The organism is Vibrio sp. 10N.261.52.C2 (assembly GCF_041471425.1).
GTDB classification, from domain to species: Bacteria; Pseudomonadota; Gammaproteobacteria; order Enterobacterales; family Vibrionaceae; genus Vibrio; species Vibrio crassostreae_C.
The window spans coordinates 175,334-190,982 of the sequence record NZ_JBFROH010000008.1 but is presented as its reverse complement, the minus strand read 5'-3'; the positions used below and the strand labels follow the sequence as shown (position 1 = coordinate 190,982).

Annotated in this window: 12 protein-coding genes; 6 read left to right on the top strand and 6 right to left on the bottom strand. The window is 45.7% G+C overall.

The window, feature by feature from the left end; all coding sequences use genetic code 11:
* Positions 1–38 precede the first annotated feature (38 nt).
* Entirely contained in the window at positions 39–1,223 is a 1,185-nt protein-coding gene (locus tag AB4307_RS02495; RefSeq protein ID WP_372130995.1) for an NnrS family protein, read from the bottom strand.
* Positions 1,224–1,511: 288 nt separating this feature from the next.
* Between AB4307_RS02495 and AB4307_RS02490 the strand changes: the two genes are divergently transcribed.
* Positions 1,512–2,066, top strand: coding sequence for a gamma-glutamylcyclotransferase family protein (locus tag AB4307_RS02490; protein ID WP_017063327.1), 555 nt, complete (start codon positions 1,512–1,514; stop codon positions 2,064–2,066).
* Between the two features lie 46 nt (positions 2,067–2,112).
* Here AB4307_RS02490 and AB4307_RS02485 read toward each other — a convergent pair whose 3' ends face one another.
* A complete protein-coding gene (locus AB4307_RS02485; RefSeq protein ID WP_017060796.1) occupies positions 2,113–2,445 on the bottom strand; it encodes a tRNA-binding protein in 333 nt (110 codons plus the stop codon).
* Between the two features lie 197 nt (positions 2,446–2,642).
* On the opposite strand from AB4307_RS02485, the gene AB4307_RS02480 reads away from it, so the two are divergent.
* On the top strand, positions 2,643–3,641 hold the full coding sequence (locus tag AB4307_RS02480; RefSeq protein ID WP_372130993.1) for a substrate-binding domain-containing protein: 999 nt from the start codon (positions 2,643–2,645) through the stop codon (positions 3,639–3,641).
* 219 nt (positions 3,642–3,860) lie between these two features.
* On the opposite strand, the gene galM is transcribed toward AB4307_RS02480, so the two are convergent.
* From galM to galE, 4 genes are all read right to left on the bottom strand, one after another.
* On the bottom strand, positions 3,861–4,940 hold the full coding sequence (gene galM, locus AB4307_RS02475) for a galactose-1-epimerase (RefSeq protein ID WP_372130991.1): 1,080 nt from the start codon (positions 4,938–4,940) through the stop codon (positions 3,861–3,863).
* Positions 4,941–5,051: 111 nt separating this feature from the next.
* Positions 5,052–6,212 carry a galactokinase gene (gene galK, locus AB4307_RS02470; protein ID WP_048612261.1) on the bottom strand — a complete coding sequence of 387 codons (1,161 nt, stop codon included), beginning with the start codon at positions 6,210–6,212 and terminating at the stop codon, positions 5,052–5,054.
* Positions 6,213–6,445: 233 nt separating this feature from the next.
* Positions 6,446–7,498, bottom strand: coding sequence for a UDP-glucose--hexose-1-phosphate uridylyltransferase (locus AB4307_RS02465; RefSeq protein ID WP_372130989.1), 1,053 nt, complete (start codon positions 7,496–7,498; stop codon positions 6,446–6,448).
* A 228-nt stretch (positions 7,499–7,726) separates the two neighbouring features.
* Complete coding sequence (gene galE / locus AB4307_RS02460; RefSeq protein ID WP_017070355.1) at positions 7,727–8,737, bottom strand: UDP-glucose 4-epimerase GalE; 1,011 nt, start codon at positions 8,735–8,737, stop codon at positions 7,727–7,729.
* Between the two features lie 393 nt (positions 8,738–9,130).
* Between galE and ebgR the strand changes: the two genes are divergently transcribed.
* From ebgR to AB4307_RS02440, 4 genes are all read left to right on the top strand, one after another.
* Complete coding sequence (gene ebgR, locus AB4307_RS02455) at positions 9,131–10,114, top strand: transcriptional regulator EbgR (protein ID WP_017069515.1); 984 nt, start codon at positions 9,131–9,133, stop codon at positions 10,112–10,114.
* Positions 10,115–10,438: 324 nt separating this feature from the next.
* A complete protein-coding gene (gene ebgA / locus AB4307_RS02450; RefSeq protein ID WP_372130987.1) occupies positions 10,439–13,570 on the top strand; it encodes a beta-galactosidase subunit alpha in 3,132 nt (1,043 codons plus the stop codon).
* Between the two features lie 3 nt (positions 13,571–13,573).
* Positions 13,574–14,026 carry a beta-galactosidase subunit beta gene (locus tag AB4307_RS02445; RefSeq protein ID WP_017066026.1) on the top strand — a complete coding sequence of 151 codons (453 nt, stop codon included), beginning with the start codon at positions 13,574–13,576 and terminating at the stop codon, positions 14,024–14,026.
* 142 nt (positions 14,027–14,168) lie between these two features.
* A complete protein-coding gene (locus AB4307_RS02440) occupies positions 14,169–15,593 on the top strand; it encodes an amino acid permease (protein ID WP_017063320.1) in 1,425 nt (474 codons plus the stop codon).
* The last annotated feature ends 56 nt before the right edge of the window (positions 15,594–15,649 follow it).

Here is a 15,649-nt window from a genome sequence, read left to right as displayed (position 1 = left end):
TGAGCTTCCCTATCTATATCAATAGATAACTAATTGGCTTAGCCCGGGTGACCATCCACTCTTGGCGTTAACAGCATTATCCCAAATTTCCAGATAAATAGACCGAACGCTAACGTCCATAAACCCGCGCTGATATTGACCATCTCAAATAAATACGCCGGGAAGAATGTCACACCTAAACTACGAACGAGTGCCGCGATAAATATAGCCGAGAACGCCAAAGCCATACTTGGCCCTTTATAGATAGCACGGCCAGTATGTCCCATTGTCACGCGCGTAATCATCGCCAGAATTAACCCACTCAAGCCACCAATCGCAAACAAGTGCAGCATGTTGTGGCTCGCGAACGGGTTGTCTAATAAGCCGCGTAGCAGTAGGCTGAGAGGGATACATAGATAAGCCCTATGCAGTGACCACACCAAAGGTTCAGACAGCGTTGTCCAAGGTTTCCAGCGGATAAAGCGCACCAACTGAGTCACACCTGCAAATACCATCAACTCATTGCCGACTTGAGCAAAGGTCAATGGGAAGAAGCTCAATACAAATAAGCCAACCAAAGGTAGGTTGGCTAGCCATTCCAACCAAACCAAGGGCTGAGCTTTTTCAAAATCAAAACGACGCGCCGTGAAGAATGGGATAACTCGCCCACCCATCACTGATAACAGCAAGGTAAACCACCACAACATAGCCTGCCAAACTGCAGACGATGGGAATGGAGGCATCCCCTTAATGGTCGCGTAACTAGCAAAGTTCGCCACGATAGCCAATATAAACAGCGGCACAAAGAATAGATTCTTCCAGCCTTTCGACTTCACGACTCGGAAACCAATTTCGTAGGCGGCGAAGATTAAGAACAGCGCCTCAACCGACGAAATCAGCCATAACGGCGCGGGGGTCCAAAACAGAATACGAGGTGCGAGCCACAAACCGACTAGCGCAGCTAATCGATAATGCTTGGTGCCATTGACACCCGTCCACGTTTGTACTGCCGTTAACACAAAACCAACCACTATCGCCATTGAGAAACCAAACAGCATCTCATGCACGTGCCACCACAGTGCGGGAACTTTTAAAATCTCAGGCTGACCGTTTTGGAACATGATGACCCAAGCGACAATCGCGATCACTGCATAGAGACTGCCTAAAAAGAAGAAAGGTCGAAAGCCTAAACGCAGGTAGGCTGGAATCGCGTCTTCTACACTTTTATCTGTGATATTTAACAAACTCGCTCCTAATTCTCAGATAAGCGGCCAAGGTATTACCTAAACCAAATTTTGTGTGCATCAAATCCGATGCAATATGCAGATCACGTTGCATGAAACGCGCCAATTAGATAAAACCAGTAAAAACAGCGACTCACGAGATTCAATAGCCAATAAATAAGTCAAAAAAACACAACCAAAAGAGTCATAAAGACACATACATGTATAAATAGAAACTTACTGACTTTTGGTATCTCGCCACATATAGTAAGACTAGACTTAAATGGAACAACTCAGACAAGGAATGCGATGTATATTTTTGGTTATGGCAGTTTAATCAACTCATCTTCACGTCAGCTTACCGGTCAGACAGGGCAAGCGATCCCTGCGATTGTTCATGGCTTAATTCGCCATTGGAGCAAGATCGATGACAGCTATGTGTTATCACCTTTGATCGTCAATCTCGGCGAGGGACAAGTGAATGGTGTGTTGCTTGAGGTGGATGATATTGCACTGGCTGAGTTTGATCGCCGTGAGCGTGGTTATCACCGAATCGAGTTAAAGGCCTCTCAGATAGAAAGCCAAGATGAGTTCAAACAGGATCAATCTATCTGGGTTTACATCAAAGACGAGATTGAAGCACCTTGCGAAAACAGCCCTATCGTCCAAACCTATGTCGATACGGTATTGGCAGGATGTTTAGAGGTGTCTGAAAGCTTTGCGGCGCACTTCGTTAAACACACACAAGGTTGGCATCACCCATTAGAAAATGATCGCCACCAGCCTAAATACGGCAACCTTGCTGGGGTTTCCGATCACCATCACAGTGTGATTGATGGCTTGATACTAACTGTACGCAGCTAGTTGATTTAGGTTGGTGAACACATTGACTCACCAACCTAAAGTGAGCTTAAACGACACGAATACCTGCTGGCATCGCACGTTCAGGTGTTAGCAATACACTTTCAGATTCATCTTCCGTTTCTGCACAAAGCAACATGCACTCAGAAGTGTGGCCTCTCATCTTCGCCTTCGCTAGATTGCACAAAACAACAACCTGCTTACCCATCAACTCTTCTTCTGTGTAGTAAGGGACTAGGCTGGTCACCGTTTGCAGTGTCTTGTCACCAACATCCACTTGCACTATGTAAAGCTTGTCGGCGTTTTCATGACGCACAACCTCAATGATCTTACCCACACGCATTTCTAACTTAGCAAAGTCACCATAAGAGACAGTATCCATTTCTCACTTCCTATATTGGTTTATTTTCACTCATTAAATCATTTACTAAAATTAAGTAAAATGTAAATGTTTACACTAGCATTAAGCCTAATAATTACAAGCGGTAAAGATCTCATTACTGGAAGTAAAATGAGAGTTTCGTTGCCTTACTATCATTGTCGGTGTTAAATAGATGAAGCAATGTATAGAGGTTAAAAATGGCAACAATTAAAGATGTAGCAAAGGAAGCTGGTGTTTCTGTTGCAACCGTATCTCGAGTGATCAACAAGTCTCCCAAGGCGAGTGCGAGCTCGGTAGAGTCTGTAACTAAAGCGATGTCTAAACTTGGCTATCGACCGAATGCCAATGCTCGAGCGCTGGTAAGCCAAAGCACGAACACTGTTGGTGTATTGGTCGGTGACATCTCCGATCCCTTTTTTGGCACGCTGGTTAAGGCTGTCGACAATGTCGCTCGTGAGAACGGAAAACATATCCTTGTCGGTAATGGCTCGCACGATCGTGAAGAAGAGAGACAAGCGATTGAATTGCTGGTTAACAGCCGTTGTGACGCCCTGGTGATCCACTCTAAAGGCCTCACCGACGAAGAACTGATTGCCTATGCAAAAGAGGTCAAAGGCTTAGTACTGATCAACCGTTATATTGCTGAGATTGCCAACCACTGTATTTTCTTAGACAACAAAAAAGGTGCGTATCTTGCGACGGAATATCTGATCCGCCATGGCCATAAAAACATTGCCTGTATCGCCTCATCGCATAGCATTGAAGATGCCGATGAGCGTATCCAAGGTTACTTAGCGGCACTCTCAGATTACAAAATAGCGCTCTCTGACAGCTATATTGAATACTCAGCGCCCACCAGTGACGGTGGCGAATACGCCATGACTAACCTTCTGACTAAATCACTGCCAATCACAGGCATTGTGGCGTACAACGATTACATGGCAGCAGGTGCTTTGTCTGTCCTTGATGAAAACGGTATTCAAGCGCCAGACAAAATGTCGATCATCGGCTTCGATGATGGCTTGATTGCCCGCTATGTTCATCCAAAGCTCACCACTATCCGCTACCCGATTCAGATGATGGCAGAGAAAGCGACACGACTCGCGCTGCACTTAGCCAAAGGTGAAAACACCTCTACTGAACCAATGATGTTCTCTCCAACTCTGGTACGCCGTAATTCGGTAGAGAAAGTCTAAGTTCTGGTCGACTCATCAAGCAATAATCAAAAAAAAGCCCTAACAGAATCGCTTCTGTTAGGGCTTTCCTACCTTACTCAGATACTCAACAATCGCACTTAATAAACCGCACTCTTGTTGAGCGCCACTTTTGCTCATCCCCCAAGAACAACGCAATAATTCACATCGTCCTATTCACAAGCAAAAGATATTGGCGTAACCGCTTTGAGCTAGAGCGTACTAGTTTGAAGAATCCCCCGAAAATTCAAACTGGTAACAGGTACTGTAGTTATATTCTTGTTCAGGCTTGAGAATACAACTATCCTGCTTCCACTCTGGGTGGTTAGGAGAGTCAGGTAAGAACTGGGTTTCTAGTGCCAAACCAGCGTAGTCTTCATAGCTGCCACCACTTCGGTTTGGTGTACCACCAAGCCAGTTTCCGGTGTATAGCTGCATTGCAGGTTTGGTTGAAAATACTTTTAGTGTGACGAGCGCATCTGGTGAGGTTACGGTCGCGGCACATTGAGTGCGTTTGCAGCCATCAGCCAATAAGAAAGAATGGTCGTAACCCTTTGCTGCTTTCTGCTGTTCATCGCCCAACAAACGCTCTGAGATCATCATAGGCTGATTGAAATCGAAGCTGGTCGATTTCACCGATTTAAGGTTACCTAATGGAATTCCCACCGAGTTGGTCGGCAAGAATTGATTGGCGTTGATGCTGACAATGTGTGACAAACAATCGTGTCCAGCTTCTGCGCCAAGTAGATTGAAGTAAGCATGATTCGTTAGGTTAACCAAAGTCGGCTTGTCTGTGGTTGCAGAGTAATTAATGGAAATTCGATTGCCTTCGGTGATGTCATAACGCACCGACACATTCAAATTCCCCGGGAATCCTTGGTCGCCATCAGCAGACTCGAGAGTATACACCACTGACGTTTCGCTTTGCTCGGCAATATTCCAACGGCGTTTATCAAATCCGTTCGGGCCACCATGTAAGGTATTGCCCGCTTGGTTGGTTTCCAGCTTGTAATTCTGACCATCAATTTTGAAACGACCATTAGCAATGCGGTTAGCATAACGGCCAACGGTTGTGCCCATATAGCTGGCTTGTTTATCGAAGTTCTCCATTGAGTTAACACCCAACAAAACTTCTCTTTTGTTTCCCTTTACTGGCAGGATACAGCTCAACCATGTTGCACCAATATCCATGAATGTCACTTGAATGCCATGCGTATTTGATAGCGTCACTAACTGAGCGGGTTGGCCATCATAGGCTGGAGTCTGCGCCATGGATTGATGCAGGTTTTGCTCTTGTGTCATTCTAAATTCCTTCTAGTGCCAGTAAAAAGCCTCTACCTGAAATAAAGGCTTTAGCATTTGGCCTACCATGATCTTTTTACTTGGTAAGCTCTATATTAAGTCTCGAAGCCGTTAGATTACTTCAACTAAGCCTGCTCCGTCTTTCGCTTGGCACACATAAATAGATTCTTTTAGCCCCGTCGCCGCTTGATATTTCTGTTCAACGGTTGTTTTGATTTCATCAACCAATGCAGGTGGAACCAATGCCACAATACAACCACCGAAACCACCGCCAGTCATACGCACGCCACCTTGCTCACCGATCACTTCTTTGACCATATCAACCAGCGTATCGATTTCTTTCACCGTGATTTCAAAATCATCACGCATTGATGCATGCGATTCAGCCATCAACTCACCCATGCGTTTCATATCATGAGTGCGCAGAGCTTGAGCCGCTTCAACAGTACGGTCATTTTCAGTAATCACGTGACGAGCACGTTTCGCGACCATTTCATCTAACTCAGACTCTTTCGCTTTGAACTGCTCAATGGTCACATCACGAAGTGCCGGAACACCAAAGATGCGCGCCGCTTCTTCACACTGTTCACGACGTGTGTTGTATTCGCTGTCGACTAAGCCGCGTTTCTTGTTTGAGTTGATGATAACCACAGCCATATCTTCTGGCATTGAAACCGCTTGAGTTTCTAAGCTACGACAATCCAAAAGCATCGCGTGGTTTGCACGACCTTCTGCAGAGATCATTTGGTCCATGATGCCGCAGTTACAGCCCACAAATTCGTTTTCGGCCTGCTGACCATTTAGCGCCACTTCGGCTTGGCTGATCTCTAGGTTATAAAGCACCTTGAATGTTTGACCAATCACCACTTCCAGTGCCGCAGAAGAACTTAAACCTGCACCTTGAGGCACGTTACCCGTTACAGAGATGTCTGCACCTGTAAATTCAAAGCCGCGACCTTTTAAGCACTTCACCACACCACGAATGTAGTTAGCCCACATCTTGTCTTGTTGGAATGTGATCTCTTGAGTTAAATCGAACTCATCGACTGCATTACCGTAGTCCACTGATACTACGCGTACAATGTTGTCGTCACGTTTAGCCGCTGCGACTACCGTTTGATAGTTAATGGCACACGGTAGAACAAAACCATCGTTGTAGTCGGTGTGCTCGCCGATCAGGTTCACACGACCTGGCGCTTGGATAATATGGGTCGCTTGGTAACCAAGGACTTGCTCAAAAGATGCTTTCACGTTTTGGATTAGGTCAGACATAAGTAAACTCTCTGGTTAAACTCTTTGTTCAATTGGTTATGGCCCTTCACGGCACCACTTTAATTCTTTTAGATTCCCTATATCGTTCGTCTCTCACGGTAGGGAATGACAACATCAGCGACTAAACTTTTAAGCTTCTAAGCTCTTAAACTTATGGGCTTTTCATCTGCCGTCATTCCAGAATCGAGGGACGAGATATCAGGAATCTCGCTTGTTATCTACGAAGCAACGTATTACTGCTCTTTATAGTGAACGTCACTCAAATCACGCAGACGCTGCGCTGCTTGTTCTGCGGTTAAATCACGCTGAGACTCAGCCAACATTTCGTAGCCGACCATGAACTTGCGAACCGAAGCACTACGTAGCAATGGCGGGTAGAACAACGCATGCAGTTGCCAGTGATCGATGTCCGTGCCTTCTTCAAAGAACGGCGCATAGTGCCAACCCATTGAGTACGGGAATGAGCATTGGAACAAGTTGTCGTAACGACTGGTCAGCTTCTTAATCGCAAGCGCTAGATCATCACGTTGTTCGTCAGTCAGTTCGCTCATACGGCGGATGTGTGTTTTTGGTAGCAACATGGTTTCAAATGGCCACGCTGCCCAGTAAGGAACCACAGCAATCCAATGTTCAGTTTCAACCACAGTGCGAGAGCCGTCTTTCATTTCAGCTTCAACGTAATCCACTAATAGGTTTGTGCCCTGCTGTTCAAAGTACTCTTTTAGCAGTTTTTCTTTGCGTTCAATCTCGTTGGGTAAAAAGCTGTTTGCCCAGATTTGACCGTGTGGGTGTGGCTGAGAACAGCCCATGGTCTCGCCTTTGTTTTCAAACGCTTGAACCCATAGGTAGTCTTTACCTAGCTCTTCAATCTGTTCATTCCATGTGTCGATAACACCGCGAATCTTGTTTACTGGTAACTCTGGCAGCGTTTTGCTGTGGTCCGGAGAAAAACAGATCACGCGGCTCAACCCGCGAACACCTTGAGTCTTGAATAGAGGGTTTTCAGACTCTGGAGCGTCAGGTGAATCAGGCATCAACGCCGCGAAATCGTTACTGAATACGTAAGTACCGTCGTAATCTGGGTTTTCGTCACCCGAGATACGTGTGTTAGTTGGACACAAGAAACACTCTTTCTCATACGCAGGAAGCTGCGCAGTCGATGGTTTTTCATCTTGGCCACTCCAAGGACGTTTTGCTCGGTGCGGTGATACTAAGATCCACTGACCCGTTAATGGGTTATAACGACGATGCGGGTGGTCTACTGGGTTAAATTCAACTTTTGACATGTTTAGATTGCTCTCAAATTTTGTGTCTTGGTCAATTCACCAAGATGAATAATTCTTCTACAAGGAGATTCCCTATCACGCTCGTGCCTCGCTGTAGGGAATGACGTGTAATCTCGTTGTGCTATTTGTGCAAAGGCCACCACTTCATAGCCTTATGCTCATCCGTCATTCCAGAATAAAGGCACGAGATATCTGGAATCTCTATTTTTTCAATAGCTTAAAAGTTCTTTAGTAACCTTGTGGGTTATTCGACTGCCAATTCCATGTATCCGCCGTCATCTCCATCACGCTACGCGTCGCCTTCCAGCCAAGCTCGCGCTCTGCTTTTTCAGTACTTGCCCAACATTCGGCAATGTCACCTGCGCGGCGTGGGCAAAGTTCATAAGGAACCGGTTTGCCCGATGCTTGTGCGAAGGCTTCAACCATCTCGAGTACACTTGAGCCTTTGCCCGTACCTAGGTTGTAAATGTGTAAGCCCGCTTTCTCACCAACCACTTTTAGTGCTGCGACGTGACCGTCCGCTAAATCCATTACATGAATATAGTCACGAACGCCTGTGCCATCGACTGTTGGGTAATCGTTTCCAAAAACAGCCAGTTTTTCACGGCGCCCTACGGCTACTTGAGCAATAAACGGCATTAAATTATTTGGGATACCTTGTGGGTCTTCACCCATAGTGCCCGATGGATGTGCACCGACTGGATTGAAGTAACGCAGTAAAGTGACGCTCCAATCGTTCTCCGCGTTGAACAGATCGCTCAAGCACTCTTCCACCATATATTTGCTGCGACCATAAGGGTTGGTTGTCGCGCCAGTTGGTGAAGTTTCAGTAATCGGCACTACTTCCGGGTCGCCGTAAACGGTAGCCGAAGAACTAAATACGATGCTTTTCACGCCCGCTTTTTTCATACTGCGAGCTAACACCAATGAACCATTGACGTTGTTATCGTAGTACTCCAAAGGCTTAGCCACCGACTCCCCTACCGCTTTCAGGCCAGCAAAGTGAATCACGGCTTGGATATCATTTTCTGAAAACACGCTATCTAGAAAAGATTGGTCACGAATGTCGCCAAGATAAAACGTTGGTCGCTTGCCAGTTAACGACTCGATTCGTTCCAGCACTAGCTCTTTGCTGTTGCAAAGGTTATCAACAATGATCGGCTCCATACCTGCCTGTATCATTTGAATGCATGTATGACTTCCGATGTAACCCATGCCGCCCGTAACCAGTACTTTCACAATCAACCTCTCTTTGTCGTCATTCGTGGGCTAACTCGAACTGACATTCAGCTCAGTAGCACCGTATGTCAGAAATAGTAGCAGCCATTTTGACTATAATTCTGTGATCAAAACCACGAAGTGTAAACGTTTACACTAACTTTCATCATTGGTACTGTTCATGACATAGAGGAAATGTATAGCTATTAACCTCTAATTCATTGAATTTTAATAAGATAATTATAGATAGTTAGATTTGAGACATCACAGATGAGTTGGACATTTATTTTACTAAAAGTTAATGCAATGACGTCCAGTTTGATTACAATAGGTCAGTAGAATAAAGAGGTGCATTGCTTTTTTACTAAATACCAATTTCAAAGCAGCGCAATGTTCCAATAACAGGAAGTGAGTATGGCAACGTTAAAAGATATCGCGACTGAAGCGAATGTATCATTGGCTACAGTTTCAAGGGTTCTCAATGAAGATCCAACATTAAGCGTCAAGGAAGAGACCAAAAGGCGTATCTTTGAAATTGCAGAGAAGTTGGAATACAAAACCAGCAGCTCACGAAAAACCGTTAGCAGTAAAAAACAAAACCATCACTTTCTAGCACTGTATAACTACAAGCAAGAAGCTGAGGTTAACGACCCTTACTATCTATCGATTCGCCACGGGATTGAAACCCAATGTGAAAAGATGGAAGTTAAGCTAACCAACTGTTATGAAAGTAAAATACAGATCAATTCAGCACCGATCACAGGTGTTTTGTTGGTGGGAAGAATGACACCAGAGGTTATAGAGCAAGCTAAAAAGCTGAGCGATAATATCTGTTATGTCGATTTTACCGATCACTCAGAACCATATGACTCTGTCGATATCGACCTGGCTTTGATCAGCAAAGAGATCACCAACTTCTTTATCAACCAAGGCTATGAGCGTATCGGCTTTATTGGTGGCCAAGACGACGTCAACACCCCTGATATTCGTGAAGTCGCTTTTGCTGAATATGGTGGCCTCAAGAACGTTGTCAGTGAACAAGACATCTACCGTGGTGACTTCTCTAGCTCATCAGGTTACAAGCTTGCAAAACAGATGCTCGCGACGGGTGACTACCCTAAAGCCATGTTTATTGCGTCAGATTCCATCGCAATTGGCGTTTTACGAGCAGTTCATGAGCACGGATTAAACATTCCTGAAGATATTGCGCTGATCAGTGTAAACGACATCCCAACAGCTAAATTTACCTTCCCATCTTTATCGACTGTTCGTATTCACTCTGAACTGATGGGAATTCAAGGCGTTAACCTGCTGATTGAGAAAGTACGCGACGGCCGAACCATCCCATTACGCGTCTATGTACCAAGCAAACTCAAGCTACGCGATACAACAAAATAATTAAATATATCAAATAGATAAATTAAGGCTACCTTTGTTGAAGGTGGCCTTTTTTGTGCCCGTCACATACATCAATCGACACATGTCCCCCTCTTTAACCTGCTGCATAAAACAGCCAATAGCATTCTTTTAAGTGGATCACACAGCACCGTAAAAAGACCATAAAAAACGTGATGAAGTTAAAGTAAAACGTTTTCACTAATTTCATTTAGTAAAACTTTTACTAATAATTACCTCAGTCCAAAAATACTCGTATTCACTACGACCCAATTACGCATAAGAACGTCGGTCAGCAAACTGCATTTAGACCGAGAGAGAGGCAACGTGAACAACTGGGAAAACTTCCTGAACTTACATGAGAACCGTATGGCACCGCGTGCATACTTCTTCTCATACGCATCAGAAAAAAATGCAAAAACGTTTCAGCGTGAACTGAGCAGCCACTTCCAACTATTGAGTGGCCAATGGAATTTCAGCTACTTCACCAATCCGCTATTGGTTCCTGAAGAGTTTTATTCTCAGGAAATGAGCGACTGGGGCAACATCACGGTTCCAAACATGTGGCAAATGGAAGGCCACGGCGATCTTCAATACACAGATGAAGGTTTCCCATTCCCAATTGACGTGCCTTTCGTACCATCAGACAACCCAACCGGCGCATACCAACGCTCTTTCTTCCTTGGCGAAAGCTGGGACGAAAAACAAACCATCATCAAATTTGATGGCGTTGAAACTTACTTCGAAGTTTACGTAAATGGTGAGTACGTTGGTTTCAGCAAGGGCAGCCGCCTAACCGCTGAATTCGATATCTCTAGCCACGTAAAAGCGGGCAACAACCTACTTTCTATTCGCGTGATGCAGTGGGCAGACTCCACCTACATTGAAGACCAAGACATGTGGTGGACAGGCGGCATCTTCCGTGATGTTTACCTTGTTGGTAAAGAACAACTTCACGTTCAAGACCTAATGGTTCGTACTGATTTTGACGACGCTTACCAAAGCGCGACCCTTTCGTGCAACGTTGCTCTAGAAAACCTAGCAGCAGCGACTAACGCAACTCTTGAGTACGCATTGCTTGATGGCAGCCAAGTTATCTCCCAAGGCTCAGTAGATAACTTAACTGTTCCTAACCAACAGACTGGCGGCAATGCGAACACTCAATTCTCTATCGATGTCGTGAACCCTGTTCAATGGAATGCTGAAAACCCATACCTTTACCAACTGTTGCTGACGCTAAAAGACACAGACGGCGAAGTGCTAGAAGTGATTCCACAGCGCGTTGGTTTCCGAGACATTAAAGTTCGCGATGGTCTGTTCTACATCAACAACAAATACGTGATGCTGCATGGTGTAAACCGTCACGACAACGACCACCTGAAAGGTCGTGCTGTGGGCATGGATCGCGTTGAGAAAGACTTGGTGTTGATGAAGCAACACAACATCAACTCAGTACGTACTGCGCACTACCCGAATGACCCACGTTTCTACGAACTGTGTGACATCTACGGCCTGTTCGTGATGGGTGAAACCGATGTCGAAACTCACGGCTTTGCTAACGTTGGCGACCTAAGCCGCATCACTAACGATGCAGCATGGGAAGCGGTGTTTGTTGAACGTATCGAACGTCATATCCACGCTCAAAAGAACCACCCTTCTATCATCATGTGGTCTTTAGGTAACGAATCAGGCTACGGCTGCAATATCCGCTCTATGTACGATGCGGCAAAAGCGATTGATGACACCCGCTTGGTTCACTATGAAGAAGACCGCGATGCTGAAGTGGTCGACATCATTTCAACCATGTACTCACGTGCTCAACTGATGAATGCCTTCGGTGAATTCCCACACGAAAAACCACGCATTATCTGTGAATACGCACACGCAATGGGTAATGGCCCAGGTGGCTTAACCGAATACCAAAACGTGTTCTACAAGCACGATGCAATTCAAGGTCACTACGTTTGGGAATGGTGTGACCACGGCATTCTAGCGCGTGATGAAGCGGGTACTGAGTTCTATAAGTACGGCGGTGACTACGGTGACTACCCGAACAACTACAACTTCTGCATGGACGGTTTGATCTACCCAGACCAAACACCGGGGCCAGGCTTAAAAGAGTACAAGCAGGTTATCGCACCAGTGAAGATCCGTGACTTCAATGCTGAAGACGGCACCTTCACAGTAGACAACAAACTTTGGTTCTCAAACATCGATGACTACACCATCACTGCGGAAATCCGTGCTGAAGGTGAAACCATTGCTGTGCAACACATCAAGATTGAAGAACTGGCAGAAAACTCGAGCCGTGAACTGACACTTAACTTGCCACAACTTGATGAGCGCGAAGTGTTTGTGAACTTTACCGTGCGCAAGGATTCTCGTACGCCTTACAGCGAAGCGAACCACGACATCGCGGTGTATCAATTCCAAGTGAAAGAGAACACAGCACAGCTAGAAGCCTTCACTAACAACAATGCGACAGCACTGAATGTGGAAGAGTCTCGTTTAGCTTACCTAATCAAAGGCCACAACTTCGCACTGAACTTCTCGAAAGTGAACGGCAAGCTGACGTCATGGTTGGTCAATGGCGAAGAGATGATTAAGTCAGAACCACGAATCAACTTCTTCAAGCCAATGATCGATAACCATAAACAAGAGCACGATGGTTACTGGGAGCCTGCACACTTGCAAATTATGCAGGAGCACTTCCGTAGCATTGACCTTGAATGCGTTAACGTTGAACAGGTAAATGGCAAGGTCGAGATCACCACCACCAGCATCATTGCTCCACCAGTATTCGATTTCGGCATGCGTTGTGAATATCGCTACCAAGTTAATGCTGAAGGCCAATTGAACGTTGAGCTAAGCGGCGAACGTTACGGTGAGTACCCTCATGTAATTCCTGTGATTGGTTTTGATATGGGCATCAACGGCGACTTCGACCAAGTCCAATATTACGGACGCGGCCCTGAAGAGAACTACCAAGACAGCAAGCAAGCCAACATGATTGATGTTTACCAATCAACCGTTGCAGACATGTTCGAGAACTACCCGTTCCCACAGAACAACGGCAACCGCCAACACGTTCGTTGGGCTGCGCTTTCAAGCCGCGCGGGTAATGGTATTGCAGTAAAACCACAGCAAGAAATCAACTTCAGCGCATGGTTCTACACCAACCAAAACCTGCACCAAGCACAACACACCATTGAGCTAGAGAAAAGCGGTTACATCACGTTAAACCTAGATCACCAAGTGATGGGCTTAGGCTCTAACTCTTGGGGCAGCGAAGTGCTCGATTCTTACCGCGTTTACATGGACGAGTTCCGCTACGGTCTAACTCTGATTCCATTCCAAGCAGGCGATTGCGATGCGCAGCACCTAATCAATCACAACTTTGGCGATGAGTTTTTTACGGTGAATGCACCAAAAGCTCAACCACAACTGAACGAGGCATAAGCGATGATCGTTTTAGAAAACTTAGAACAATTTAAAGTCGTCTACCGCGATGGTCGTAAATGGCAACGCTGTGTAGAAGCGATTGAAAACATCGGAAACATCAAAGATGGCGTGATGTATTCAATTGGTGATTCACTGGCTTACATGATTGAAGACGGTGTGGCTCGTAACACAGAAAACTTCACCGGTAATCGTCGTTACTTCGACGTGCACTACTACCTAGAAGGCCGTGAAACGGTTGAATTCGCAGCGAAATCAGAGCTAGAGCAGATCCAAGCTTATAGCGATGAAACCGACCGCGAACACCTAATGGGGAACGGTGAAACTCGTGAGCTAGCTGAAGGCCAAGTGGCGATCTTTGACAACAATCAGGCTTACCGTTTCCACGGTGATAACCGAGTTCGAAAAGTGGTACTGAAAGTGACCATTGAAGACGGTTACTTCCTCAATAAATAAACAATAACGCTATCTATTCACAGTATGTATCGAGCCTTGCCGTTCAAGGCTCCAACATGCTGAACAAAGCCTCAATGCTTCCTCCCTACAAGGAAGCATTGAGAAATAACGACTATAATTACGTGATTCCTCGGAGGACACTATGTCTGAATCTGTACGCGGTAAGTTAGGCAAATTTGCCCTACTCTCCATGACATTTGCAGCGGTATTTAACGTTCGCAACATTGTAAACAACAACATCGAATTGGGATTGAGTTCAGCCCCTATCTTTTTGCTCGCGACCCTTATTTACTTCATTCCGTTCGTGTTCATCATTGCTGAATTCGTATCAGCAAATAAAAATTCTGAGTCAGGCATGTATGACTGGCTAAAAAAACCACTAGGCTCAAAAGCAGCCTACCTAGGTTCCTTCCTATACTGGTTCGTAAACCTTTTCTGGTTTGTATCCCTGCTACCAAACGTAATCGCCTATGCGTCTTACGCGATGTTGGGCTATGAATACGCCTTCTCGCCAGTCGTCACATCGGCTATCTCGATTGCTCTGTTTGCTGCAGCAACTCACATCTCAACCAAAGGCGCGAGCTGGCTAGGTAAGATTGCCGAGATCGTGGCCTACGGTGTATTCGCTCTGTTTGCAATCTACGTTATCGGTGCACTAATGGCACTGGGCGGCAACCATGAGCCAGTAGAACCAATCACGCTTGAAGCAATGACACCGACCATCAACTGGGCAACGCTAGGTATCATGTGTTGGATCTTCCAAGCAGCCGGTGGTGCAGAAACCGCAGCCGCTTACCTAAACGATGTTAAGGGCGGTCACAAGTCTTTCATCAAGGTTATCATTGGTGCAGGTATCGCAATCGGCGCAATGTACGCAGTGGGCTCTCTTCTAGTAAACGTATTCGTTGCTCGTGATGAACTGACCTACGCTGGCGGCATGGTTGAAATCTTCACAGGTATGGCGAACTACTTCGACATTTCACAATCTCTAACGGGTCGCTTCGTCGGTATTATCCTATTCGTTGCTATGTTCGGTTCGATGATGATGTGGACAGCAGCTCCAGTAAAAATTCACTTCTCTGAAATCCCTAAAGGTGTTTACGGCGAGAAGACAACAGAGCTTAACGAACACGGCGTGCCAGTACGTGCAGCTTGGTGGCAGTTCGCGTTTGTATTCGTGATGCTTGTGGTGAACGGCTTCGGCTCTGAATCTGTACAAGACATGATGAATACAGCAATCAATCTAACAGCAGGTACCGCAATGCTACCGCCAATCTTCATCATGGTGGCCTACTTTGTATTCCGCTTGAAACACGACGACACACCGCGTGATTTCCGCATGGGTACTCGAGTTCAAGGTATGGCAGTAGTATCGGTACTGATTGGTATCTTCATTGTGAGCATGACAGCATCGGCATTCCCGACAGGTGTTGACCTTGTTCAAGCCTTCTTCATCAACGTCTTCATGACAGCGGTATTCTCTGGTATCGCATGGTGGTGGATCTCTCGCTTTGAAAAGAAGCAAGCAGGTAAAGAAGCAAAGCTAGAAACGGCTAAGCAGTCGTAATCCAGAATCTATACATCTAGTTAAAAGCGCCTTAATTGGCGCTTTTTTTGTTTTAA

What these genes read in the sequence shown, in the direction of transcription:
- AB4307_RS02485 (WP_017060796.1), bottom strand. Translation starts at nt 2,445, where the DNA reads ATGGATACTGTCTCTTATGGTGACTTTGCTAAGTTAGAAATGCGTGTG.
- AB4307_RS02490 (WP_017063327.1), top strand. Translation starts at nt 1,512, where the DNA reads ATGTATATTTTTGGTTATGGCAGTTTAATCAACTCATCTTCACGTCAG.
- galM (WP_372130991.1), bottom strand. Translation starts at nt 4,940, where the DNA reads ATGACACAAGAGCAAAACCTGCATCAATCCATGGCGCAGACTCCAGCC.
- galK (WP_048612261.1), bottom strand. Translation starts at nt 6,212, where the DNA reads ATGTCTGACCTAATCCAAAACGTGAAAGCATCTTTTGAGCAAGTCCTT.
- AB4307_RS02440 (WP_017063320.1), top strand. Translation starts at nt 14,169, where the DNA reads ATGTCTGAATCTGTACGCGGTAAGTTAGGCAAATTTGCCCTACTCTCC.
- AB4307_RS02445 (WP_017066026.1), top strand. Translation starts at nt 13,574, where the DNA reads ATGATCGTTTTAGAAAACTTAGAACAATTTAAAGTCGTCTACCGCGAT.
- ebgR (WP_017069515.1), top strand. Translation starts at nt 9,131, where the DNA reads ATGGCAACGTTAAAAGATATCGCGACTGAAGCGAATGTATCATTGGCT.
- AB4307_RS02465 (WP_372130989.1), bottom strand. Translation starts at nt 7,498, where the DNA reads ATGTCAAAAGTTGAATTTAACCCAGTAGACCACCCGCATCGTCGTTAT.
- AB4307_RS02480 (WP_372130993.1), top strand. Translation starts at nt 2,643, where the DNA reads ATGGCAACAATTAAAGATGTAGCAAAGGAAGCTGGTGTTTCTGTTGCA.